Annotated in this window: 16 protein-coding genes; 9 read left to right on the top strand and 7 right to left on the bottom strand. The window is 64.4% G+C overall.

The genetic code is table 11. The features are described 5' to 3' along the window. Nucleotides 1–20 precede the first annotated feature (20 nt). On the bottom strand, nucleotides 21–4,481 hold the full coding sequence (locus tag DELCS14_RS09300) for an XrtH-dependent M36 family metallopeptidase (RefSeq protein WP_013801410.1): 4,461 nt from the start codon (nucleotides 4,479–4,481) through the stop codon (nucleotides 21–23). Between the two features lie 177 nt (nucleotides 4,482–4,658). Between DELCS14_RS09300 and DELCS14_RS09295 the strand changes: the two genes are divergently transcribed. Both DELCS14_RS09295 and DELCS14_RS09290 read left to right on the top strand, forming a co-directional pair. Then, the gene (locus DELCS14_RS09295; RefSeq protein WP_013801409.1) at nucleotides 4,659–5,012 is read left to right on the top strand and encodes a hypothetical protein; all 354 of its coding nucleotides are present in this window, start codon (nucleotides 4,659–4,661) and stop codon (nucleotides 5,010–5,012) included. Further along, complete coding sequence (locus DELCS14_RS09290) at nucleotides 5,002–5,526, top strand: GNAT family N-acetyltransferase (RefSeq protein ID WP_013801408.1); 525 nt, start codon at nucleotides 5,002–5,004, stop codon at nucleotides 5,524–5,526. The genes DELCS14_RS09295 and DELCS14_RS09290 overlap by 11 nt, the downstream gene beginning before the upstream one ends. Here the strand turns inward: DELCS14_RS09290 and DELCS14_RS09285 are convergent. Continuing rightward, nucleotides 5,513–5,884, bottom strand: coding sequence for a hypothetical protein (locus tag DELCS14_RS09285; protein ID WP_043795897.1), 372 nt, complete (start codon nucleotides 5,882–5,884; stop codon nucleotides 5,513–5,515). The two genes, DELCS14_RS09290 and DELCS14_RS09285, sit on opposite strands and share 14 nt — an antisense overlap. A gap of 142 nt (nucleotides 5,885–6,026) precedes the next feature. Between DELCS14_RS09285 and DELCS14_RS09280 the strand changes: the two genes are divergently transcribed. From DELCS14_RS09280 to DELCS14_RS09265, 4 genes are read left to right on the top strand one after another with little or no spacing between them, the layout of a single operon-like run. Continuing rightward, nucleotides 6,027–6,500: a tail fiber protein gene (locus tag DELCS14_RS09280; RefSeq protein WP_043795894.1), complete on the top strand. Its 474-nt coding sequence runs from the start codon at nucleotides 6,027–6,029 to the stop codon at nucleotides 6,498–6,500. Then, on the top strand, nucleotides 6,500–6,991 hold the full coding sequence (locus DELCS14_RS09275) for a tail fiber protein (protein ID WP_013801405.1): 492 nt from the start codon (nucleotides 6,500–6,502) through the stop codon (nucleotides 6,989–6,991). The genes DELCS14_RS09280 and DELCS14_RS09275 overlap by 1 nt, the downstream gene beginning before the upstream one ends. 5 nt (nucleotides 6,992–6,996) lie before the next feature. Then, the gene (locus DELCS14_RS09270) at nucleotides 6,997–7,518 is read left to right on the top strand and encodes a tail fiber protein (RefSeq protein WP_013801404.1); all 522 of its coding nucleotides are present in this window, start codon (nucleotides 6,997–6,999) and stop codon (nucleotides 7,516–7,518) included. Between the two features lie 8 nt (nucleotides 7,519–7,526). Continuing rightward, nucleotides 7,527–12,125 carry an IPTL-CTERM sorting domain-containing protein gene (locus DELCS14_RS09265; protein WP_013801403.1) on the top strand — a complete coding sequence of 1,533 codons (4,599 nt, stop codon included), beginning with the start codon at nucleotides 7,527–7,529 and terminating at the stop codon, nucleotides 12,123–12,125. A 48-nt stretch (nucleotides 12,126–12,173) separates the two neighbouring features. On the opposite strand, the gene DELCS14_RS09260 is transcribed toward DELCS14_RS09265, so the two are convergent. Together DELCS14_RS09260 and DELCS14_RS09255 are read right to left on the bottom strand one after the other, a co-directional pair. Continuing rightward, nucleotides 12,174–13,466 (bottom strand): hypothetical protein, encoded by a 1,293-nt coding sequence (locus DELCS14_RS09260; protein WP_013801402.1) that lies wholly within the window; start codon nucleotides 13,464–13,466, stop codon nucleotides 12,174–12,176. Next, nucleotides 13,463–14,464 carry a tripartite tricarboxylate transporter substrate binding protein gene (locus tag DELCS14_RS09255; RefSeq protein WP_013801401.1) on the bottom strand — a complete coding sequence of 334 codons (1,002 nt, stop codon included), beginning with the start codon at nucleotides 14,462–14,464 and terminating at the stop codon, nucleotides 13,463–13,465. Before DELCS14_RS09255 ends, DELCS14_RS09260 begins: the two co-directional genes overlap by 4 nt. A gap of 151 nt (nucleotides 14,465–14,615) precedes the next feature. Between DELCS14_RS09255 and DELCS14_RS09250 the strand changes: the two genes are divergently transcribed. Both DELCS14_RS09250 and DELCS14_RS09245 read left to right on the top strand, forming a co-directional pair. Then, the gene (locus DELCS14_RS09250; RefSeq protein ID WP_013801400.1) at nucleotides 14,616–15,527 is read left to right on the top strand and encodes a LysR family transcriptional regulator; all 912 of its coding nucleotides are present in this window, start codon (nucleotides 14,616–14,618) and stop codon (nucleotides 15,525–15,527) included. Between the two features lie 51 nt (nucleotides 15,528–15,578). Next, complete coding sequence (locus DELCS14_RS09245) at nucleotides 15,579–16,298, top strand: Crp/Fnr family transcriptional regulator (RefSeq protein ID WP_013801399.1); 720 nt, start codon at nucleotides 15,579–15,581, stop codon at nucleotides 16,296–16,298. Between the two features lie 35 nt (nucleotides 16,299–16,333). Here the strand turns inward: DELCS14_RS09245 and DELCS14_RS09240 are convergent, their stop codons facing one another. The 3 genes from DELCS14_RS09240 to DELCS14_RS09230 all read right to left on the bottom strand — a co-directional run bounded on the left by DELCS14_RS09240 (nucleotide 16,334) and on the right by DELCS14_RS09230 (nucleotide 21,935). Continuing rightward, nucleotides 16,334–17,605, bottom strand: coding sequence for an amidohydrolase family protein (locus DELCS14_RS09240; protein ID WP_012206794.1), 1,272 nt, complete (start codon nucleotides 17,603–17,605; stop codon nucleotides 16,334–16,336). A gap of 100 nt (nucleotides 17,606–17,705) precedes the next feature. Then, on the bottom strand, nucleotides 17,706–18,788 hold the full coding sequence (locus DELCS14_RS30430; protein WP_157158256.1) for a fimbrial protein: 1,083 nt from the start codon (nucleotides 18,786–18,788) through the stop codon (nucleotides 17,706–17,708). Nucleotides 18,789–19,085: 297 nt separating this feature from the next. Continuing rightward, complete coding sequence (locus tag DELCS14_RS09230; protein WP_228676866.1) at nucleotides 19,086–21,935, bottom strand: site-2 protease family protein; 2,850 nt, start codon at nucleotides 21,933–21,935, stop codon at nucleotides 19,086–19,088. Between the two features lie 392 nt (nucleotides 21,936–22,327). On the opposite strand from DELCS14_RS09230, the gene DELCS14_RS09225 reads away from it, so the two are divergent. After that, nucleotides 22,328–23,584: a site-specific integrase gene (locus DELCS14_RS09225; protein ID WP_013801396.1), complete on the top strand. Its 1,257-nt coding sequence runs from the start codon at nucleotides 22,328–22,330 to the stop codon at nucleotides 23,582–23,584. Nucleotides 23,585–23,657: the final 73 nt, after the last annotated feature.

Here is a 23,657-nt window from a genome sequence, read left to right as displayed (position 1 = left end):
AGAATCGCGCGCAACCGGCCTCATCCACGCCGTCTGCGCCGCCCGCCTAGCCAGGCCATGCACAGGACCAGCAAACCGAGTGACCAAGGCGAAAGCAAGGGAATCGGTGCGGCACCCGCGGGCGCCACAGGTGCGGCCAGGATGGCCAAGCCGCCCGGGTCGGTGATACGGCCGTCCTTCAAGCCGTCGCTATCGCCCTGACCACCGTCAATGAGATCGATTTCCACCCAGGATGAACCGGTGGCAACAATCGGGATTTGGTACCAGTGCAACACCCCCGCAGGGGTGCTGCGGCCATATTTCCAGTAGGTTGCGCCGGCCGGCACGGCAGACGGATAGTCGAGGCGCATGCGCACGGAGTTGCCCGCACCCACGTTCTCAAGCACAAAGCTCACCAGCCCGAAAGGGAAGCTGCGGCCTGCCAGTGGCGGCACGCCAGCGTCGATTGTGGTGTTGAATCCGGCCTGTGAGAAATAGGCATGCGCGGGCAAGGCCTGTGCGGCCGACTGAACCGTGACCGTCACCGTGCCCGCACCGCTGGGCGAAGGACCACTGACGGACAAGAGCCCGCCACCACCCGCCAACCCACCCGTGCCAACTGGCGCAACCGTATTGCGCAGGGTGAAGCTGGCTGAACCACCAGCTGCCGTAGCAGTCACCGCATAGTCGCCCATCAAGCCGTTGGCAGTGACTGCAGTCTCCGCATAGCCGTTGGCATCGGTGCTGACCTGCGTCTGCACCTGCCCGCCGGCAAAGCTTGCCGAAGCACCGGCCCCGGGCGCAGTGAAGCTCACAGGACGTCCCGCGAGTGCCGCGCCACCCGCGCCCAACAAGCGGACACGCAAGCTCTGCCCGAATGCTGCCCCTACAGGCGCCGATTGAGGCGTGCCCGCTGCCGTGCTCAGTACGCCTGGCGCAGCGCAGGTCTGAGCGTCGGCAACGGTTTCGGGAAACGGCGTGTTGGAAATTCCCGAGATGACGATGTCGTCAACCTCCCAGCCTTCCTCGCCTCCCCCCATGTCGGTCTGGATGACCCAGGCCAGCCGAACAGTCCGCCCGGCATAGAGGGGACCCAGATTCACCTGTTCGCTTTCCGCCGCAGGCCAGTGCGGACTTTGGCCGACATAGGCGGGCTGGCCTTCTGCAGGATTGCCGGAGCCCACATAGAGCAAATCCGAATAGCCGGGAGTCATGATGCGAGCCCATGTCGCACCGTCGTCCGTGGAAAGCATCAATTGCCCGCCGTCGTAGTTGTTTTGGCCATCCTGCTCAAAACGATAGCGGTGATTGAACGACACGATGAAGTTGCCTGTGGCGGCAACCTGCAGCGGTGGCGTCATCAACCAGTGCGAGCCAGCCGCTTCGGGGGAGCCGCCGCCGTAGAGACGGTTGGAGGCGCCATCGGCGCGCACTCTCCAGTTGTCTGGAAACACAGGCAGGCTGCTGCCCATCTGCATGACACTGGGAACAGCCTGCCCATCGTCCGATGCCAGTCGCCCCGGCAACACATCGATATTCAGAGGCAGATCCAATTGCTGCTGCACCGGGCCGTTTTCCTGCTCCGCATGGCTGAGCATGGCCGTGACGCGTGCATTGGCGGGCACCAACAGGCCGTCGAGCTTCAAACTTGCCGTGACCACCAGGCTCTGCCCTGCACCGATGCCAGGCACGGCGACTGCTGCACCGTCAGGAAATGACAGTCCCGGCATGCTGGACGACAACTGCAACTGTGCCCCTGTCACCGGCAAAGCGCCGCGATTGCGCAAGGTAAGGCGAAGCACGCCGGTTTCGCCGTTGTCGAGGATGGCGTCGGCATCGCAGCGCTGGCTGTTGGCATCGGCCATGCTCAAGGCCATGGCATCGAGCTCCAAGGCACCACTGAGGCTGAAGCTTTCAACCACGCCCACATTGGTTTCTGAATAGCGATCGGCCATGGACCGGGCCCAGGTGCCTGCTCCGCGCTTGGCAAAGGCCTGGGCAAAGCGCTGGTGATCGGCAGGATCCTCGGCCAAAGCGGCAGCCAGCAGTGCATCGCGCGCCTCGGTCAGCAGCGGATTGACAGGGGTGAGCTTGTAGCCGGAGACCAGGTAGCGCTTCATGCGATCCTGGGCCTCTTGAAATGGATGGGCATTGAGCAGGGCCACATAGCATTCCCAAAGCATGGAGGCCCATACCTCCCCCATGTTGTGAACCTCGGCATTGCCAGACACAAAGGCTGGCGCAGGGCTGGGAGGCAGAGAGATGCCATTCTGTATATGCCTGAACGTCAACGGATTCCTAGCCATATCCGTGGAGTACGGATAGCGGCGCATGCCATACAGTGCCGTATTGCGGATGTCGGCATCTGCAGGGCCCTCGACAGCTCCCAGCGAATACGCGGCGACGCTGTAGGCGCCCTGGAATTGGTGATTGCCGGCCTGGTTGCGGTCCTGGTCGGCAACCATCATCAGCAGGGCATGAAAGTCTCCCCAGCCTTCGCCCAAGCCCGACGCATGGTTGCTCCCGAGGCCATTGGCATTGCCGATAAGGCGGTTGCTGATGAAGTGCCCCCACTCGTGGGCAATGATGCTGCCGTCCAGCGCACTGCTGCGCTCCGCAGCAATGCCCGTGAGACGCAACGGCACAACCTCACCAGCCGTCAGCCGGGCTCTCCATGCATTGCCGTCGGACTGTGCAACATGAACAGAGGGAATGGTGATATTCAGCGAAGAATCGTTGGCACCCATCTGGGATGGCGTGCCTGCCACGTTGTTGATCACCGCCACACCCACAGCACCTGCGTTCTGCGCCTGAGCCACCTTGGCATCGAAGGAGCAGGAACCACGCTCAACCAGCGCAATCTTGCCAGCCACTTCCGCCGCATTGGTGAGCGCCGAGCACGCAATGGCAGGCTGAGCGGAGACAAGGTCGGAGGCCACCTCGAACTGCTCCGGGCCGAACGCAGCTCCTGCAACGGACACACCTCCAGCCAACGAAGAAGGAGGCAGTACCGATGCGCTGACGCCCCGGTTGTTGAACCGATACATGCGCATGCGGGACGGCGCGCCATCAGCGCGCGTCAGCATGTTGGCATTGTTCGTCCCACTGAAATCCAGGGCCTGGGCCAGCAGGGCATCGCCACCCAGGCCACCTCGCCCAAAGTTGTCGTTCTGCGCATTGCCCGCCGCTTCGTTGAAGCCAGCGGAATAAAACCAATCGTGCAGCCAGTTGGTCACATAGAACAACTGCACCACGGAGGCTGCAGCCTGGGTCTTGTCTGCCAAGGCCCCCCGAGTCACATCGTAGTAATGGTCAAAAACCCCGGGGGCCGTAACGCAAGCGCGGAAGTCCGCCGCAACAGGACCTCCGGCGCATTCGTTGGCATCCACGGGGCCGAGGCCATCTGGCAAGACCAGGTTGGCAAAGGCCTGAACATTGTTGCCGTCGGTCAGCGTAGCCCCTGAAGCCAGCCAGGGGTTGACGCCCCCTCCACCGCTCACCAGGCTGGGCTGCACCAGAGGCAGCGCATAGCCATCGGCCAGACCCGTGGGGTGTGGGGAGCCATTGCGCCCCTGAGGACCGGGATGCGGCACACCCGAGACAGGGTCAGCCCAAACCCGGTAGTCGTGGGCATGGGCAGACTGGTTGTTGCGCAGCAGCAGCCGGCCATCATCGGCAGCCACCACATAGGCGAAGCCGTACTCCTCACCCTGCTCATTCACCAGCAATTCAACGTAGAAAGCAGCACTCAGGCCCTGGGGCAGGCGGAACCAGACAGGCTTGACGCGCACGGGGCCCTCAAGCACGGCACCATGCGCCCCCTTCACCCCCTTCGGCAACGCCAGCCACTTGTAGGGACCCACCTCTGATTTGGCGGGAGGAGCGACCTCGTGCAGCGAGGACGCCACCTCGGCCCCAAAACCATAGTCCTGCAACGCCCTCGCCACGGCCTCAGGTGCGCCCAGCTTGGCCGAGCCCGAGGCCGCCGCCAGTGCGGTGCTTCCCAGATATCCTCCAATGGCCGCAGCCCGGGCCTGACCATCGAGCAAGACGGTAGCCTGGTCTCGAAAGACCTCGATGCCATCGCGCTGGTTGCCCAGGCTCACCAAGCGTGCACCTCCCCGCAGAGCCTGCACATGGCCAAGCGGCGCTGCATCCACCTCCTGGGAAGTCAGACCGTAGAGATCCGCCACGGCTTTGAGTTCACGCCGTGCCGCGCCTTCCGCGTCGACTGCCGCAGCCTGGGCCCGTACCTCGCCACTGCGACCCGTGCGATCCGTACGCAACTGAACAAAGGTGGGCAAGCCCAGACGCTCCTCTCGTGAGAGCTTTTGCACTCGCTCAGGCAGAACAGTCGCGCGGGCAGACTGGGCGTGCACAAGCAACGGCGCGTCCGCCAAGGCATCAATGGAGGCAAGTTCCCGCGCATGCGATTGAGGAAAAGCAAACAAAGTCGCGCAGGCAAGCGCACTCAATGAAAAGACTCGAAAGGCTTGATGCATAAAAAGGGGAAACGGAAATGAATGGAGAAAATGCCGCAATGGCTATTGAACGCGATGTTGCATGCACCCGTACTTTTTAACAAGTCACCAAAATCAGTTACAGCAGCGGGTTCCGCCACCAGCAAACGAAAGCCTGGGCTATGCTGGCTGCCGCCAACGACATGCCCCTCTACACCAATGACTGCACCAAGCTCTGCGAACTTCGAAATTGACGACGCGCTCTACGCCCGAATCCTGCAGTGGAGCGACGCACAGGCCCTGGCCCAGCAGACCGTGAGCTTCTTCATGCGCGAAGGCGAGCACACCATCGGCATCGATATGCAAGTGCTCAGCGCAATGCAGACATCGGCCGACACGCCCGGCATGCTGCAGTTCTCCCTGGTGTTTCGCGGTCCGCGCCAGCCGCAGCTGCCGCAGCGCACTTACCGCGTGCGCCATGCGCAGCTCGGTGACTACGCCATCTTCATCACGCCCATTGCGCAGTCGGCAGGCCATGTCGATTACGAGGCCTGCTTTTCCCATGCCGTCTGAGCCGTTCGTGCCCGAGCTGCCACCGCTGAATCTGGAGGATGTGCGGCTGCGCCTGGCCGAAGAAGCCGACTACGCTTTTCTCCGCGCCCTGTACCGCCAGGTACGCGCTGCCGAACTGGCGCCCGTGCCCTGGAGCGAAGCTGAAAAGCATGCCTTCTGCGATTCGCAGTTCGCTTTGCAGGACCAGCACTACCGCAAGCACTACGCACACAGCGCGTTTTTCGTGATCGAGAGGGCAGGTCTGCCTATAGGCCGGCTCTACCTCAATCTCGCACCCGGGCCATTGGGAGTGATGGACATCTCGCTCGACGCCGCTGTTCAAGGCCAGGGACTGGGCACGGCCCTCATGCAATGGCTGGCCGGCTGGGCAGATCAAGAAGGGCGCGACATGCAGCTGTTCGTGGAAGCCAACAATCCAGCCCGGCGCCTGTATACGCGTTTGGGCTTTGTCGAGCAGGACCAGGAAGGCATCTACCTGCGCATGCGCAGGACCGCGGCGCTCAGCCGCGGTTGAACACGGCTTCCAGCAGACCGCCTTGCGCGTCGCTGGGGCTCAGGAAGACGGCGTGGCTTCCCAGAGCCGGATGAGAGATTTCCCAGGTGTCCTGCAGCAACGCGCCAGGGCGGGACAACTCGAACAGTGCGCTGAAAGAGCGGTCGCCCTGCAGTGTGTGCGGCAGCGCTGCCAACGAAACCAAACGTAACTCGGAAACTTCTCCTGCTACCGAGAAGCTATGGCCCAGCAGCGGCTGAAAGTGGCTGCGGCGCAACTCCATGCCAGCCGCACAGGCGATCACTGGAATCCCGGAAACGGCCGCTGCAGCGGGCAAGGCCCCTGCAACCTGCATGAAAGCACGGCGTCCTGTCTTCATCGTGGCCCTTCCTGCCAAAGCAACGGCAGCAAAATATTTTTGCCGCGCAACAGGTTGGCATACTAAACTATTTTGCAATTATTAACGTTTTCTAACTTCACCCCACTTTGCCATGGCTCAACCCTATGTTGGGGAAATCCGGATGTTTGCCGGCAACTTCGCGCCATCAGGCTGGATGTTCTGCGAAGGGCAGCAAATGCCCATCTCGGAATACGAAACCCTTTTCACTCTGATCGGCACGACATACGGCGGTGATGGCCAAAGCACGTTCGCCCTGCCAGACATGCGTGGCCGCATCCCCCTGCACGCAGGCAACGAATTCACGCTGGCACAGGCCGCTGGAGTCGAAGAGGTCACGCTGACCGTCAATCAGATTCCAGCCCACACGCACGGCATCCCCGCGTCCTCCGGCACCGGATTTCTGGCCTCGCCCGCCGATGCGGTGTTTGCCAAGCACAGGGATCACAAGGCCTTTGCGAACGGTACCCCCGCTACGCCCATGGCGGCCTCGATGGTGGGCGCGGTCGGTGGGTCACAGCCGCATACCAATATGCCGCCCTATCTTTGCGTGAACTTCATCATCTCGCTGTTCGGCATCTATCCCTCACCCACCTGATGTCTACCCCTTTTCTCGGAGAGGTTCGCGTCTTCTCCTTCAACTTCGCCCCCAAAGGCTGGGCCCTTTGCAATGGGCAATTGCTGCCCATCAACCAGAACCAGGCACTGTTCTCGCTGCTGGGCACCACCTACGGTGGCAACGGGCAGACCAACTTTGCACTGCCCGACCTGCGCGGCCGCATGCCCATGCACATGGGAGCCGGCCATACGCTGGGAGAGAGAGCAGGCGAGCAAGCCCATACCCTGACCCTGCCAGAGATACCGCAGCACAGCCACGCCATGGCCGCTTCCGGCACCACGGGCCAGGCGACATCGGGCAACGGCAACCTGCCTGCAGCGGCGCGCGGCCACTATGCGCAAAGCGGCAATACGACCATGCCCGCCCTGTTGGCCAATGTGGGCGGCAGCCAGCCACACCTCAATATGCCGCCCTATCTGGCACTGAGCTTTTGCATGGCCATGCAAGGCCTCTTTCCTTCTCAGACCTGAAGACCATGTCCGATCCCTTCGTCGCCGAAATCCGCCTTGGCGGGTTCAACTTCGCACCCAAGGGCTGGGCCTTTTGCGATGGTCAGCTCATACCGCTTTCTCAGAACACGGCGCTGTTTTCCCTGCTGGGAACGGCATATGGTGGAGATGGCAAGTCCAACTTCGCGCTTCCCGACTTGCAGGGCCGCATGCCCATGCACCCGGGCCAAGGACCTGGACTGTCACTGCGCGATCTGGGCGAATCCGGCGGTGTTGAAACCGTGACGCTGCAGGCATCGGAAATTCCCGTCCACAGCCATCTGGCCCGAGCGGGCACGCCTGCGGATCCCGCTGTAGCAAGCCCGGCAGGCGCCGTCCTGGGCACCGCACCGACGCGCCCCTACATCGCGCCAGCCTCCAACACCTCTGCGGTCACCATGGCTCCCCCTCAACCTGCGGGCGGCAGCCAGCCACACAACAATCTTCCGCCCTACCTGGTCATGAACTTCATCATCGCCTTGCAGGGCATCTTCCCCGCACGGAGCTGAGTACACCTATGCGCAGTTCCATTGCGGCCCTGACCATGTTGGCCCTGACCACGGGGGTCCAGGCCGATCCCCTGGTCCAACGCGAATTCTCCGGCAGGGACAACCGCTTCATAGAGATACCCGGTGCCGGCTTTCGCGCCATGGCCGCAGGCAAGCGCATCAGTTTCGATGCGCAAGGCATGAGCATCGACCTGCCCGGCCAGATCAACGGCGTGCAAGGCCGGTCGGTGGCCGCATCCGGCGTGGCCCGGAGCCTGAGCCTGCGCCCGGATTCGCGCCTGCGCTACAGCTTCGAGAACGGGACCATGTCGGCCCCGCAGGGCCTGCACCCTTCGCCCACGCTCTACCACTGGCTGGTCGGCGAAGCCGCGCAATGGCGCAAGGGCCTGCGCAGCTTCGGTGCGCTGGGCTACCGCAGTGTCTGGCCCGGCATCGATGCCGTCTTCCAGGGTGAGCCCGGTGGCCTCAAGTACCAGTTTGAGCTGGCGCCTGGCGCCGATGCCTCGCTGGTCTGGCTGCGCGTGGAAGGTGCCACGGATGCACGCATCCTGCCCTCGGGAGCGCTTCAGTGGAGCATAGGCAACGACCTTTTCACCGACGATGCACCGCTGGTCTATCAACCCCGGGGCAATGGCCGCGTGGACGTGCCCGCCCGCTACCGGCTGGAGCAGCTAGACGCCACCACCTGGCGCGTGGGCTTTGAGCTGGGCAGCCATGACAAAGGCCTGCCGCTGGTCATCGATCCGGCCTGGACCGGCTACTCGGGCCTGGTCGGAGGCAACTCGGCCGACCAGGTCAACGCCGTGGCGCGAGACAGCGACGGCAATACCTACGCCTGTGGCGTGACGCAATCGTCCGACCTGCCCAACGCGGGCAGCAGCAAAGGTGGCGAGGATGCCTTCGTCGTCAGATTCGATCCCAAGGGTGTCCCCATGAGCGTCACTTATGTGGGCGGATCGGAAGACGACGCCTGCAACGGCCTGGCCGTGGACATACAAAACCGCATCCACCTGGCGGGCAGCACGGAATCCACCGGCTTCCCCCTGCTTGGCACAGATGCCAACCAACGCTTTCGGCGCAGCAAGAGCACGACGGATAGGGATGCCTTCGTCATGCGCCTGGCACCAGACGGTGCCGGCATTCTGTATTCGGGCCTGATTGGTGGAACGGGTGACGATCAGGCCAATGCCCTGGCTCTGGACACCCTTGGCCGGGTCTATGTGACCGGATTCACGGAAGGCAAAGGCTTTCCTGCCGTGAGCGGACCGCAGCTCAACCACGGCTCCGGCCCTGCGCAGTCAGAAATGCGGGATGCCTTCGTGGCCCGCATCGACGCTTCAGGCAGCGGGCTGGAGTACGCCGGATACATCGGCGGCGACGGCGGCGCCGACATCGGATATGCCATTGCCGTGGACGGCACCGGCGCGGCCTATGTGGCTGGCGCGACCGACTCTGTCTCGGGGATGCCGGGCGCCACGGGCCTCAGGACACAAATCAATTCGCGCGCCATCGATGGATCAGACGGCTTCGTCGCCAAGATCCGGGCCGACGGCAGCGTCTTCGACTACTTCACGCTGCTGACAGGCTCGGGCGCCGGTGCGGACCGTGCACTGGCCCTGAACCTGATGTATGACGGCTCACTGCTCGTGGGCGGGGAGACCGGGTCCGACAACTTTCCCGCCGACAACAGCGGACGGCGCCAGGGCCTCGGGCCGCAGATCGCGCGCAGCACCGGCATGGACGGCTTTGTACTGCGCCTGAATGCATCAGGAGACCAGGTGCTGGACGCCACCTACCTGGGTGGCAATGGCTACGACAGCGTGGAAGGGCTGGCCAGCGACGGCAGGAGCTGGTTCGCCACGGGCAGCACCAACAATGGCGCAGGCTTTCCCGTCAAGGCTCAAAGCGGCCTGTCCACCACGCCAGGTGGCAAGCAGGACGGCTTCCTGGTCAGCGTCGCAACCAACAATCCGAACAGCTGGGACTATGCCGGGTTCCTGGGCACCTCGGAAAACGAGGCCATGCGCAGCCTGGCCGCAACCAATGTGCAGGGCAGGACCCTTCTTTCCGTGGGCGGCGCCACCACCACATCGGGCACCAACGGCCTGACCAACCCTGCGAACAGCGCCCTCAGCGCAAACGAGAGCCTTTCGAATGGCCTGGTATTTCGCATCGATCCTTTCGGCCCACCTGCGGCCATGGCGGTGCTCACTGGCTCTCAACAGTCCACCCGCATCCAGCAGCCTTTTGCCACGCCGTTGTCGGTCAAGGTCACCGACATCGACGACCAGCCGCTTGCCGGCATCATGGTGGACTTCAATGCGCCTGCCGCATCGGGGCCATCCACCACCTTTGCCACAAGAACCTCGGTCACGACCAACGCCCAGGGCATCGCATCGCTGAGTGCCACGGCCAACCTGTTCGCCGGCAGCTATACCGTGACGGCGCAGGCAGGGGCGGCCAGCACCTCGTTCTCGCTGACCAATGACAAGAGCCCGCAGGCTGCACTGACGGCAAGTGCAGCACTCCAGACCCTGCCCTATGCCAGCACCACCACGCTGAGCACCAACGGCGGCTCTGGCGCAGGCGCCATCAGCTACGCCGTAACCGCAGGCGCGGCCTATTGCACCCTGACAGGCAACACGGTCACAGCCACGGCCGTGGGCGATTGCACCGTGACGGCGACCAAGGCGGGAGACGCCAGCTACCTGGCCGCCACGACCACCGTGGACATCTCGGTGATCAAGGCCCAGCAGCCTGCTCTGACGGCGATGGCAACGCCCAGCACGCTGGCGGCCTTCAGCACGGCCGCGCTGTCAACCAGTGGCGGCGCAGGGGCCGGCGCCGTGGGCTTTTCCATCACGGATGGAGCCGCCTTTTGCTCCGTCAACGGCAACACGCTCACTGCGGAAGGCACGGGCTCCTGCACAGTGACCGCCACCAAGCTGGGCGATGCCAACTACCAGGACACGCTGGCCACCACCGTGGTGACCGTGACCCCTGCAGCCCAGGTCACCCTGAGCGTGCAGTCCACGCCTTCGACCCTGACCTTCGGCGCCACGGCAACCCTGGCGACCACTGGGGGTTCGGGCAGCGGCGCCGTCACCTACGCCGTGACGGGTGGTGCCCAGTTCTGCGCGGTGACGGGCAACCAGTTGAGTGCCATTGGCGCCGGCAGTTGCACCATCACGGCCACCAAGGCTGGCGACATCAACCACCAAGCCATCAGCGCCAGCACCACCGTCATCGTGGCCAAGGCTGGACAGACAGCACTGTCGGTGCAGGCCAGTCCTGCAGCCATCAGCTTTGGCGGCATTTCGCAACTGAGCACCACGGGCGGCTCGGGCACCGGCGCCATCGGCTTGAGCGTCGCGGGCCCCTGCAGCATCGCGGGCTCCACGCTCACCGGCCTGGGTATCGGAACCTGTACGGTCACGGCCACCAAGGCAGCGGATGCCGACCATGAAGAGGCCACGGCCAGCACTTCGGTGACGGTATCCCAGGCAAGCCAGGTGGCCCTGTCCGTGGTGGCATCACCCGCCAGCATTCCCAAAGGCGACTCCAGCACGGTCACCGTCACTGGCGGCAGCGGCAGCGGTGTGCTCACGCTGGCGCTGACGGCAGGCGCTGGCAACTGCACGCTGTTCGGCAACACCGTCACCGGCACGGCCGTAGGCAGCTGCACGGTGACGGCGACCAAGGCGGCCGATGCCAACCATGCACAGGCCACCGGCTCGGTACAGATTGCAGTCGGCAAGGCAATCCAGAACATTACCTTCGATTTCTCGTCCCTGCGTTATCTGAGCCCCCAGGCCCTGTCGCTGGCAAACGCCGCCGGAACCAACTCCAACCTGCCGATCAGCTTCAGCAGCCTCACTCCTCAGACCTGTGTGGTCACCGGCACCTCGCTGCGGCTGATGCGCACGGGAGATTGCACGCTGCAGGCCAGCCAGGCCGGCGATGCCGAGTACGCCGCGGCAACGCCCGTGAACCAGACCTTCACGATCACCCTGCCCCCCCACTCTCTGAGCACCATCACCGGTGCCGTGGGCGGAACGACGGTCTCAGCAGAGATTGCTGCGGGAAGCCCATGGGTCTTCACACCCATGGGAACAGGCCCGGCGCAGACTGCGGGCTTCATCCCGCTGCAGGGGCACATCAGGTCACCTGCCGACGCACCGCCTGCCAATCTTCAGTTCCCGCTGGGCCTGTTCGATTTCGCTGTCCACAACGGTGCGCCGGGATCCACGGTGAGCATCAAGCTCACGTTCCCGAACAATCTGCCCCGCAATGCACAGTACTGGAAGTACGGCCCCACGTCCGACAACGCAACGCCGCACTGGTATCACTTCACCGGCGCGCAGTTCAACGCCAGCGACAACAGCGTGACGCTGACGATTGAAGACGGCAGGAACGGCGATGACGACCTGGATGTGAACGCCTTCATCAGTGACCCGGGCGGCGTGGCCGTGGTGGCCGCCGCTGCCGGCGGCAGCCCCGCGGCCATTCCCACGCTTTCGCAATGGGGTCAGTGGATGCTGGCAGCGCTGATGCTGGGCGTCGCAGTCCTGGCCGGACGCCGCACGCGAATGCGCAAGCCGCGCTGAGTCGTACGCTGTAGCCGGGGGCTGCTCACGCGCCCCCGACTACCCGAGTCAAGCCTCCACGATCCCCGACACATCCAGCACATACATCTGCCGCTGGTGCTCGTGCACGGAGTCGATGCAGACCTGGCGCCCGTCACGGCTCCAGCGCGGGTGCAGGTCGCAGCGGTTTTCCTTGCTGAGATCGGGCGAGGCGTAGAAGCTGCCCAGGTCGTGGCGCTCGCCCGTGTGCATGTCGTACAGGAACAGGAAGCGCTCGTGCGTGCGGTCGTCGGGGTAGGTATCGCTGAGCAGCCAGCGCGTGTCCACGGGCGAGAAGCTCATGTGGCCGTTCTCCACCAGCACGCCTGCGCCCACCACTTGCACGTCACCGCCCTCCACATCGTCATAGAGGTGATAGTGGATCTCCCCGGCATGCGGGCCCCACACAATGATGTGGCTGTCGTCCTGCCATAGCGGATGCGAGATCTGGTATTCGGACTTTTCGTAGTCGAACGTGCCCACGGCCATCGGGTCGAAGTCGTCGGCCAGCTGGGGCAGCGGATGGTCCGAGCATTCGAGCAGGCGCATGTCGGAGCCGTCGGGCGCCATGGTGATCAGGCGGTGCAGAAAGCAGGTTTCGTCCTTGACGCGTTCGGTCCAGCGGTGCAGGAACAGGATGCGCGATGACGAGGGGTTGACCTCGATATGGCTGACCCAGTGGATGGCCTTGTCCATCGATGTGCGGTGATGAAAGGCCTTGAGCCGCGCATAGCTGGCCAGCAGCCTTGCCTCGCCCGTCGCGACCTCCATGCGCCAGATGCCGTCGTCCTCGGGCGCCAGGGGCAAGGCGAAGGGAGCACCCTCTTCGCTGTAGCCGATGGTTTCGTGCGTGATGTAAAGGCGCCGGTAGTCCACGCACAGCGCCCAGGCGCTGCTGGGCGCCACCACATAGACGGGCATGGGCAGGGTGCGCCGCTCGCCGCTGTCCACATCGATGACCACGGAGCCGAACCCCGGATAGCGCCCCCCGGATTCTGCCGTCCTGTCGTTGTGGATCAGTTGGCGGCCCGCCAGCCCGTCAAGCCACTGCAGCTGGCTGCCCATCTGCCAGTTCCAGGCGCCGGTCTCGCCCACGGCGTGGAAGCGGTCGCCGTTTTCGGTATCGAAGTAGCCGATGGACGCCCGCGCCTGGGGCGTGAGGTACTGGTCCAGCCACGGCGTTTGCTGCGCCAGCACCAGGCGATTGCTGCGGTCCCAGCTGGACTTGTTGTAGTAGCCGAAGAAGTGGTGCTGGCGGCCATCGCCCAGGCGACGGCAGGGGACGAAGGATGCGGGGGTGTTCGAAGTCATGGAGCGTTTCATTGGGCGGAGATGTGGCCTTCGGCGATCACGCGGTCCCAACGCTGCTTTTCGCGGGCAACGAAGGATTGCGCCTCAGGCAGGCTGTTGGCGACGGCGCTCATGCCCTGCTCTTGCAGGCCCTTGCGGAACTCGGGCGTGGCCACGACCTTTCGGATGTCGTCATTGAGCTTTTTGACGATGGCCTCGGGCACCTTGGAGGAGACGGCCACCGTGGTCCAGGAGGTGGCCACATAGTCCTTGAGCCCGGACTCGGCCGCCGTGGGCACGTCCGGCAGGGCCGGCAGTCGCTGGCTGCCCGTGACGGCCAACGCCTTGAGCTTGCCGCCGCGTATGTGCGACAGCACCGTGGGCGGGTTCTCGAACATGAGCTGGATCTGGCCGCCCAGCAGGTCGTTGAGCGCGGCCGAGCTGCCGCGATAAGGCACGTGCACGATGGGCGCGCCTGCCTGCAGCTTGTACAGCTCGCCCATCATGTGCACGGACGAGCCCACGCCGGCCGAGCCGAAGTTGACCGTGCCAGGCGCCTTTTTGGCCAGCGCTGTCAGCTCGGCCAGGTTGCTGGCGGGAAGGCTGGGCGTGGCCACCACCACATGCGGCATCTCGGCCAGCACGGTCACCACGCGCAGATCCTTTGCCGGGTCATAGGCCAGCTTGCCGTACACGCCATAGGCGGCATGCAGGCCGATGGAGCCCACCATCAGCGTGTAGCCGTCGGCCGGCTGATCGGCCACATATCGGCCTCCCAGATGACCGCCCGCGCCGGGCTTGTTTTCCACCACCACCGGCTGGCCCCAGAGCCGGCTCAGGCGGTCGGCCAGCATGCGTGCCTGCACGTCGGAGCTGCCGCCTGCAGTGAACGGCACGATGATGCGCAGCTGGCGCCCTGGCTGGGGAAAGCCATCCTGCGCGATGGCGGTGACTGGCGCCGCGCCTGCCACCGAGGCGGAGATGGCCGCAGCGAGCATGGCGGCTTTGCGGCCTGCGCTTGTCTTGATCATGGAATCCTTTCGATGGCGCTGCTGCGCCTGGGCAAACGATGCAATGGGGCCAGTGTAGAAATCCGGGCATCTTTGGAAAAATGCATTTTTCCGTGGCCTCTATACAAAAAAGATATACATTGCCAGCCACCCCGAGCAGGACCGAATCGCCATGTCCAGACCCCTGAGCGCCCGAGAGATCGAAGCCTTCCGTGCCGTCATGCAGACCGGCACCACCACGGCCGCGGCGCGGCTGCTGCACACCACGCAGCCTTCGGTCAGCCGGCTGCTGGCCCAGATGCAGGCGGCCGCAGGGCTCAAGCTGTTCGACATGCACAAGGGCCGCCTGCGCCCCACGGCCGAGGCCGTGGAACTGTTCGCCACCGTGCAGCAGCATTTCCTGGGGCGCGAGCGCATAGAGCGCGACCTGGCCGCACTGCGCCAGTCCGGCGCCGGCACGCTGCGCATAGGCTGCACGCCGGCCCTGGGCCTGAGCGTGATCCCGGCCGTGGTGCGCAGCTTCGCGCAGCGCTACCCGGGCACCCACATCAGCCTGCAGACCCTGGGCTCCACGCCCTTGCGCGAGGGCCTGCTGCATGGCCACTTCGACCTGGTGGTCAGCACCATGGCGCTGAGCACGCCCGAGCTGGATGCCACCGTGCTGCACCGCAGCCGCGCCGTCTGCGTCATGCACCCGGACCATGCGCTGGCCATGCGCACGCGGCTGCATGTGCGCGATCTGCAGGGCCAGTTGCTGCTGACCCTCAACGCCGATGACGACATCTACCTGCAACTGCGCAGCACCATGCAGGAGCAGGGCATAGAAGCCGGCTCCACCATGGAGACCACCTACTCCTCCACCATCTGCACCCTGGCTGCACAGGGGCTGGGGCTGGGCGTGGTCAACCCCTACGTGGCCTCGGTGTTCGCGCGCGACCTGCGTGTGCTGCCACTGCTTCCAGCCTGCGCGGTGGAGGTGGTGCTGGCCCTGCCGCCCCAATACGCGCCCACCGAAAGGGCTGACTGCTTCGTGCAGTTGCTGCGCGAGCAATTGCACGCCTATCCGCAGGCCCGCACGCCCTAAAATTGCGGCCGATTGGAGACAAGCGGTTTGCAAACGAGTACCCACGAGCCCATGCTCACCCCCGCCGAGCGCGAGGCCATCAATTCCGGCCAGTGGTTCTGCAGCCTTTCGCCCTCGCTGCGCCATGACATCCTGCGTCAGACCACGGTCCGGCGGCTCAAGGACGGGGCACTGATCTATGCACGCGGCGATGTGCCGCACAGGTGGTATGCCTGTGCGCAGGGCGCCGTGCGCATGAGCTCGACCAGCCTGTCGGGTCGGCAGACCACGCTGGCCTATGTGGAGCCGGGTGCCTGGTTCGGTGCCATGTCCACCTTTCTTGACGAGCCCCGCACGCGCGATGCCTATGCCCATGGCGACACCACGCTGCTGTGCGTGGACAAGGAGAGCTTTCACGCCATCCTGGCAACGCATGTGGAGTTCTACGACGCCCTGCTGCGCCTGCAGGCCCACCGCATACGCCAGACCTACGGGCTGGTGGAAGACCTCAACACCCTGCCCCTGCGCGCACGCCTGGCCAAGCAGTTGCTGCACCTGTCGCGCAGCTACGGCACACAGGTGCTGGACGACCCGCGCGAGCTGCGCATAGGCCTGCAACTGGTGCAGGAGGAGCTGGCCCAGTTGCTGGGCGCCTCGCGCCAGCGCGTGAACCAGGAACTCAAGCGCATGGAGCGCGACAACTGCATTCGCGTGGAAGCCCAGGGCCTGGTGGTCAGGGACCTGGTGGCCCTGCAGACCATCGTGCGCGAGGCCAGCCTGGCCGGCGCCTGAGGCCGGCGCCAGCGCAGCGGCAGTTCAGCGCCGGTTCAGCGCCGCCAGTCGATTCTTGCCGGGCGGCCCGGCAGATGCAGCGCAGCCGTTGCAGCAGGCGCCTCGGCCAGCAACCGGCCCTTGCGGAACACCTTCAGGCGCGTGGCGCGCAGCCGTATCGCCTCGGCCGCATCGCGCGCCTGCAGCAGCACGAAGCTGGCATCGCAGCCTGCCTCGATGCCATAGCCGTCCAGGTGCATCACACGCGCCGCGCGCGTGGTCACGGCGTCGAAGCAGTCGCGCATGCCGTCCTGGCTGGTCATCTGCGCCACATGCAGACCCATGTGGGCGACCTCCAGCATGTCGCCCGAGCCCATACCGTACCAGGGGTCCATCACGCAGTCATGGCCGAAGGCCACGTTGACGCCTGCGGCCAGCAGCTCGGGCACGCGCGTCATGCCGCGGCGCTTGGGATAGCTGTCCTGGCGGCCCTGCAGCGTGATGTTGATCAGCGGATTGGCAATCACGGCCACGCCGCTTTCGGCGATCAGCGGCAGCAGCTTGCTCACGTAGTAGTTGTCCATGCTGTGCATGGAGGTGCAGTGCGAGCCCGTCACGCGGCCCTGCAGTCCCAGGCGCTGCGCCTCGAAGGCCAGGGTTTCGATGTGGCGCGACAGCGGGTCGTCGGACTCGTCGCAGTGCATGTCCACCAGCAGGCCGCGCTCGGCCGCCAGCTCGCACAGCAGCCTGACGCTGTCGGCACCCTCGGCCATGGTGCGCTCGAAGTGGGGAATGCCGCCCACCACGTCCACGCCCTTGTCCAGCGCCCGCCGCAGGTTGGCGACGCCGCCGGGCGAGCGCAGCACGCCGTCCTGCGGAAACGCCACCAGTTGCAGGTCGATATAGGGAGCCACCTGGCGCTTGACCTCCAGCAACGCATCGACGGCCAGCAGGCGGGCATCGCTGGTATCCACATGGCTGCGGATGGCCTGCAGCCCCTTGGCCGCCGCCCAGTCGCAATACTCCAGCGCGCGCGAGATCAGCGCCTCGGCCGTGAGCAGCGGCTTGAGCTCGCCCCACAGCGCAATGCCCTCCAGCAGCGTGCCGCTGCGGTTGACGCGCGGCAGACCGTGGCTCAGCGTGGCATCCATGTGGAAATGCGGATCGACGAAGGGCGGCGAGACCAGCTGGTGCTGTGCATCGACCACCTGGTGGGCAGGCGCTGAAAGGCCCGCCGCGACCTCGACGATGCGCCCGCCCTGCACGGCGATGGACATGTCCTGGCGGCCGTCGGGCAGCGTGGCGTGAATGACGAGTAGATCAAGCATCTGCGTATTCTGCGGGCATGGCCACGCACCCGCAGTCTTGCCTGACCACGCTGAATGGCCTGCCAGCGGTCAGACCGAAAGCGCAAGGGATCAGGGGGAACTACTGGTAGCTGATGGTGAAGGTCGCCGCCGCATTGGCACTGCCTATGGTCACGTTCTCTTCGGTCTTGACATAGCGCGCCGTCAGCGGGATATCCAACCGCTCCTGCCCGTAGGCAACAGACCCTGCAAACCATTGATTCCTGTTGCCGGCGGCATTGGAGTCCGGGCCAAAGCCCAGTATCTGGTCATCCTTGCGGATCTGCACACCCACACCTTTTGCCACCGAGGTTTTGGACAGGGTCAAAACATTCCCGATATTTGCAGGATTTTCCACGTCCGTCAGCGTGACATAGGCGTTGGTCAACGAACCTGGGATGCCGCCCTTGCACAACAACGAGATGAGGAAGGAGCGGGGAGCACCGGTTGAGCCGATTGAGGTGAGTTTTTGAGTGACAGTCTGGGCCATGCGCACGGGCTCCGGCGCCTGTGGGGTACAGGTGGGCACCTTGGGCCGGAGGACGACGGGCGAGGAAAAGTTGTATTGAGCGAGAAGCTGGCCAAATGCATCATTCGCGCGTTCGTACAGGAAATCGCTGTCCAGCACGCCACCTGCAGTGATATCGCCATCTGCGGTCTTGATCAACTCAACTGTGACATCGATAAGTGGATATGCAAAAGATCCGTTGTGATTGGAATACCCCAAACCACTTACAGGCGCAGCACCATATCTAGTCGAAACCCTCATGCCAATACCCTCGACTGTCGTCGGATATATATTATTGACTGGTGTAGATTTACCTAAAATATAGCCCGTGACCGATGGAACACAATTCATCAATCTAGCGCCAAGCCCATTACTTATTACCGCTACAGCGTTTTTTGAGTAAATCACCGTATTCTTGGCCACATTGGAATTGAATTCTGGAGGATTGAAATTACTGAACACATACTTGTAATAGCCTGACCCATCAGTTGTATTTTCAATTGCGCATGCGGACCATGCGGAGGTGGCCATCATTGCCAAAATAAATATCATGACAGCCTTGTTTATTCTGCAAAAAACGCCTATGAATATATGCATTTTGAATACCTTCGGATAATGAAAAAATTCCAAGGCCGCATTTCCTTGGAAAATTTTCAATCGTAGACATCTTTCATCCGAGATGAAATCAGATCAATCTGATTCAAGGTCTGCCCGGTGCCATGAAGGTCGTGGCGAGGCAGGCCCCATCACGTCAACGGCCCCGCATGCCGATACGCTGGCCGAAGCCAGGGCTGACAGCCGCGCTGCCGCAGCGTGGCGTGAATGACGAGTAGATCAAGCATTTGCGTATGCTGCGGGCAGGGCCCGGCGCTCTCTCTTTCGGTGGGGTTTCATCAGGGCCTGCGGATAGCTGGCCCTGCGCTGCCGGCATGCGCGCGCCCTCCCCGACGATACCTATCGGGGGCACAGTCCTGCGGCCTGCGCAGACTCGTGCTGGAGCCTGCGCTCCAGGTTTTGCCAGTCGCTATGAAGGTCGCGCGCCACGCGCGGGCTCCTGCAAAGCGCAACGTGGCGCGCCTGGGACAGCGGTTGCAACGCGGCCAGTGCCTGCAGGCGCAGGGCATCGTCGTTCAGCAGTTGCGCGGCGGCTAGCCGGGCCTGGGCGATTCCGATTTCGGCATATGCACGGGGTGCAGGCAGCTGTTGCGCCAGGGCCTGGCGCACTTCAGCGGCATCACCCATGCCTATGGCAATCCAGAGCCAGGCGATCCAGCTGTCCTGGGAGGCGTAGTGGCCGGCCTTCTTCGGCGGGGTGCGCTCCACGCTTTGGCGGGCCAGTGCCACGGCAGCGCCAGTCTGGCCGTGCTCGGCCATGAACCGGGCATGCAGGGTTTCGGCCTGCATCAATGAGAAGATTTTCCATTCACGGCGCTGAGCCGAATCCGCAGTCACGGCATGCGCAGCTTGCGGCGCTGCCTGAAGCGCGGCCTGGAGCGCGATCACATTGGCCTGCAATTGGGCTTGCGCCGCTTCGGGGTGGCCGCTGGCATCCAGCAACCGGGCGAGCTTGATGCGCGCGTGCAGCAGCAGGAAATCGTCCGGCGCATCGGCGTCGGCGCGGCGGATCTCCACGGCCTGCACCATCCGATCAAGCCTTTGCGCCACGGTCTGATCAGGCGGTCCCCAGAACGCAAGAACTTCCTGCACGCTGGCCAGCACCCGGCGTGCAGGGCCTTGCACGTCCTGCAGGTCGGCCACCAGTTGCTGGCGCAAATTCGTTGCCTGCTCGGCGGTATCCGCCGTGTCGGCCATGCCTTTCAATGCATGGGCACGCTGCAGATCACTCTGTGCCCGGGACTGCGTCATCGCCCAGGCCGATTGGTAAAGTGCTTTGGCGCGCGCCTCGGCCGGAGGATGGTCGTCCATGAGTTGCAGTTCCCGGGCAGCCTCCAGGTAGATCTCCACCCGTTGCTCTTGGGCAGACGGGGGCAGTTGATTGGCCTGGGCCAGGCGAGCCTCGATCTCGGCCAGGTGCTGCTCCGGTACGTAATCACGGCGGGCAGACAGCTCCACATCCCACAGCGCAGCAAGAACCTGCCGCCCCTGCGGCGCAGCTTGATGAATGCCCATGACCATGGCCACCGGCAGCAGCAGGCAGGCCAGGTAGATTGCCAGGCCCGCTGCGCCTTCGGCCCAACCGGGCGCACGCGATTGCAAGGCAGGCAGCAGCGCGCCTGCAACGGCCGCGCGCCGGACAAAAGGCCAGCGCGCAAAAGCGGGTTGCTGCAGCACGCCGAATGCGCGGTGTACGGCATCGGCCTCACTGACCGGGGCCTGGCATGCCTCCTGTTGAGGAAGCGTGTGCAGGGTGCGATGCACGGCCCGCTCCAGTTGCATCACCCGCCATTGCCACGGCAGCCCCATCAGCAGCACGCCGGTGAGGATGGAGATCAGGGGGTCCCGGCTGAACCAGGCCAGCCCACCCAGCGCGGCCATGCCCGCCAGTGCAAACACCAGCCGCATTGCGGGCAGGCGAGCGAACAGCAGGCTCTCCACCACGCGGCCGCCATCCAAAGGCGTGAGGGGCAACAGGTTGAAGGCGTTGACGACCAGGGTCAGCAGCAGCAATTGCATGGTCCAGGCGGGTGGCTGCGGGAGCAGGCCCCAGCCTACGGCAGCCAGCGCTCCCACAGCCAGCAACAGCCCAGGCATGGGACCGGCCAGATAGACGCCCACTTTTTGCAGCGGCGTGGCGTCCGCCTTTTCTCCGGTGGCCATGCCGCCCAGGCCAGGAATGAAGAAGACGGATTGACGCTGGTAGCCCGCCCAGCGCATGGCCAGCCAATGCCCTCCTTCATGCACGGCGATCACCACCAGAAGCATCCACGCCATGTCCCATGAAAACAGCACGGCGCCTGCTGCCAGGAACAGCGCCGCCGTGATCCAGAAACTGCGGTGGCGGTTGTGCGCCATGCCCAGCCCGCGCTGCACGGCCTTCTGGTAGCGAAAGCGCAGCGCCTCGGACACTTGCCGGACCTGCGGCCCATGAAGGCATGCGTCGGCAGATGGGCTGGCGGGCACCGGCCTGTCTTCCTTGCGCACCTGGCGCAAGGCGCGCCAGGCCAACCGCAGCGACTCGCGCCAGCTGAGCCGCCAGAACCCTGGCCCGGCAGGCAGCGCACGGCCCTGGGCCACCAGTGCAGGGACCTGGCTCCGGCCCCACTCATCCAGGCGCTGTACCGCCTGGTCAAGGCCCTGGACCACGGGAGCCCGGTCGCCGGACAGGCGCTCGGCGTAGGCGGCCCAGGCCGATGCGGTATCGGGCTGGGCATCGTCCAGGTAGGTCCAGCCGGGCGGCGCAGGCAGGCTTGTCTGAGGTAGGCCATTGAAGCCCATCCAATTGCGCCCGTCGGCAAAGAATGTGAGCCAGGTCACGGAGCCCACGGTGCGGCCATGCCTGGCGCTTCCCGCCTGTTCGGCCTGGACCATCGCCCAGGCCCGCCCGTCGGCATGGACGAACAAGTCCACCTCCAGAGGCAGGTCGGGATCCATGGCCTGCGGATGCGTGCCCTGCAGGCTGGCACACCAGGTGAAGCCCAAGGCTTGCAACTCCGGCCGCATGGCATCCAGCACCGCCCGTGATTCGGGCTCCAGCGCCTGGCGCTCCACCACGGCCATAGGCGCAGCACGCAGGCGCAGGCGCATGCAGTTCAAAGTGGCCAGCAGCAGCGAGAGCGCATACAGCAAGGGAATCGCGCCCAGCAGCGCCAGCCAGGGCGCGGCTTGTGAGAGCCAGTTCATCATCTTGAATAGTCTTGTCGATGGAGTGTGACGGTTCTGATGTGCCCTCCCAAAAGCTCCTCCAGGCAGATCAGCATCGGGATCGTAGCCTTGCCACCCGTGATGCGACAATCAAATCAAAGGACCATTCTTCAAATGAAAATCGCCACTTGGAATGTCAATAGTGGTCTCAGCGCCTCCAGACGCGTCCCGGCAAAGTATTAAAACCCCTTTGCCATCAATAGGTTATCAAATCACCCCGTCTCAGACAAGCTCACTGAAGCGCGCCGGTTTCCGGTAGCTCGTCTGGTAGCTAGAACCCTTCTCTAGGTCTAGCTACCAGTCCATCAAAAGCGTACAGTTTCACTCCACATGAGCCGGTGCGGCAGAAGCTGTGCCCGGCGGGAGTGAGCGACATGGGCAAGCAAATCCACCTACTCGACGACATCCAGATCAAGCACTGGATCAAACAGGGCGCGGCGGTCGCCAAGTCCGACGGCGACGGCCTGACCTTCACGTTGTCCGCCGCCGGCACCGCCACCTGGGTTCTCAGGTACAGCGTTCCCGGAAGCAGGCGCCGCGAACTGACGATCGGCAACTATCCCGACATCTCGCTGGCGAAGGCGCGCCAGCTGGCGCGCGAGCAGCGCGCCGCCATCGACCGCGGCGAGGACCCGGCGGCCAGCAAGAAGGTCGTGAAGATGGAGTCCAAGATGTCCTGGACGGTTCGCGCCCTGATCGCCGACTTCAAGGAGAAGAAGCTCAGGCCCGCCGACTTGGCCGAAGGCACCATCTACTACCGTAAGTGGGACCTGGAGAACGTGATCCTGCCCAAGCTCGGCTCCATGCGGGTCGACAAGGTGGCCCCGGCGCACATCGTCCATGTCGTCGAGTCCGCAGAGCGGACCTGGACCGTGTCCAAGCGGCTCCTCACTTCCTGCAAGCAGCTCTTCGCGCACGCCTGCGGCAAGAAGCTGATCCACTCCAACCCTGCCGCCGGCATCGACCTCACCGCCTTGATGGGCCCGCGCCCTCCGGTGCGCAAGCGTGTCATGCTGCTGGAGGAGGAACTGCGGATCCTGCTCAAGGACATCGAAGACATCGGGGTGGAGAACGCCCTCGCCTTCCGGATCCTCCTGGCCACCTGCGTGCGGTCCACCGAGCTCTCCAAGGCCCGTTGGGAACACGTCGATCTGGAAAGGGGAACCTGGTGGGTGCCCGACACCGTGGTCAAGACTCGCACAGGCTTCCTCGTCCCGCTGACGCCCACAGTGATCGGCTGGTTCAGCGAACTGAAGGAGTTGGCTGGCAACTCCGACTGGGTGCTGCCCTGCCGCGTCGAGCGCCGCCGGCGCCGGTTCGGCGGCGACATCCACGTGGGAGGCACGACCCTGTGGGCGGCGATCACCCGTGCCTTCGAGCGGGGAGACATCGAGATCCGCCGGTTCACTCCTCACGACACGCGGAGTACGGCCAAGGGCCACATGCGCAACATGGGCATCTCCCGGGAGATTTCCGAGGTGGCCTTGAACCATGTGCTCAAGGGCGTGGAAGGGATCTATGACGTGCGCGAAGAGATTCCCGAGCGCCGCGTCGCGCTTGAGCGCTGGGCTGAGTTCATTGCCAACTGCGAGGCAAAGGCCCGGGCTGACACGTGCATGCTCGCGGCCTGAAAGCGGGCCGTCACGAGGCCAGCGTCGGGCTACCGAGATTCAAATCAAGCCAGGGAAAAGCCAGGGCTTTGCC

Origin of the sequence: Delftia sp. Cs1-4 (assembly GCF_000214395.1) — a bacterium.
GTDB lineage: Bacteria > Pseudomonadota > Gammaproteobacteria > Burkholderiales > Burkholderiaceae_C > Comamonas > Comamonas acidovorans.
The sequence above is the reverse complement of the archived record's forward strand: the minus strand, read 5'-3'. Positions and strand labels throughout refer to the sequence as shown.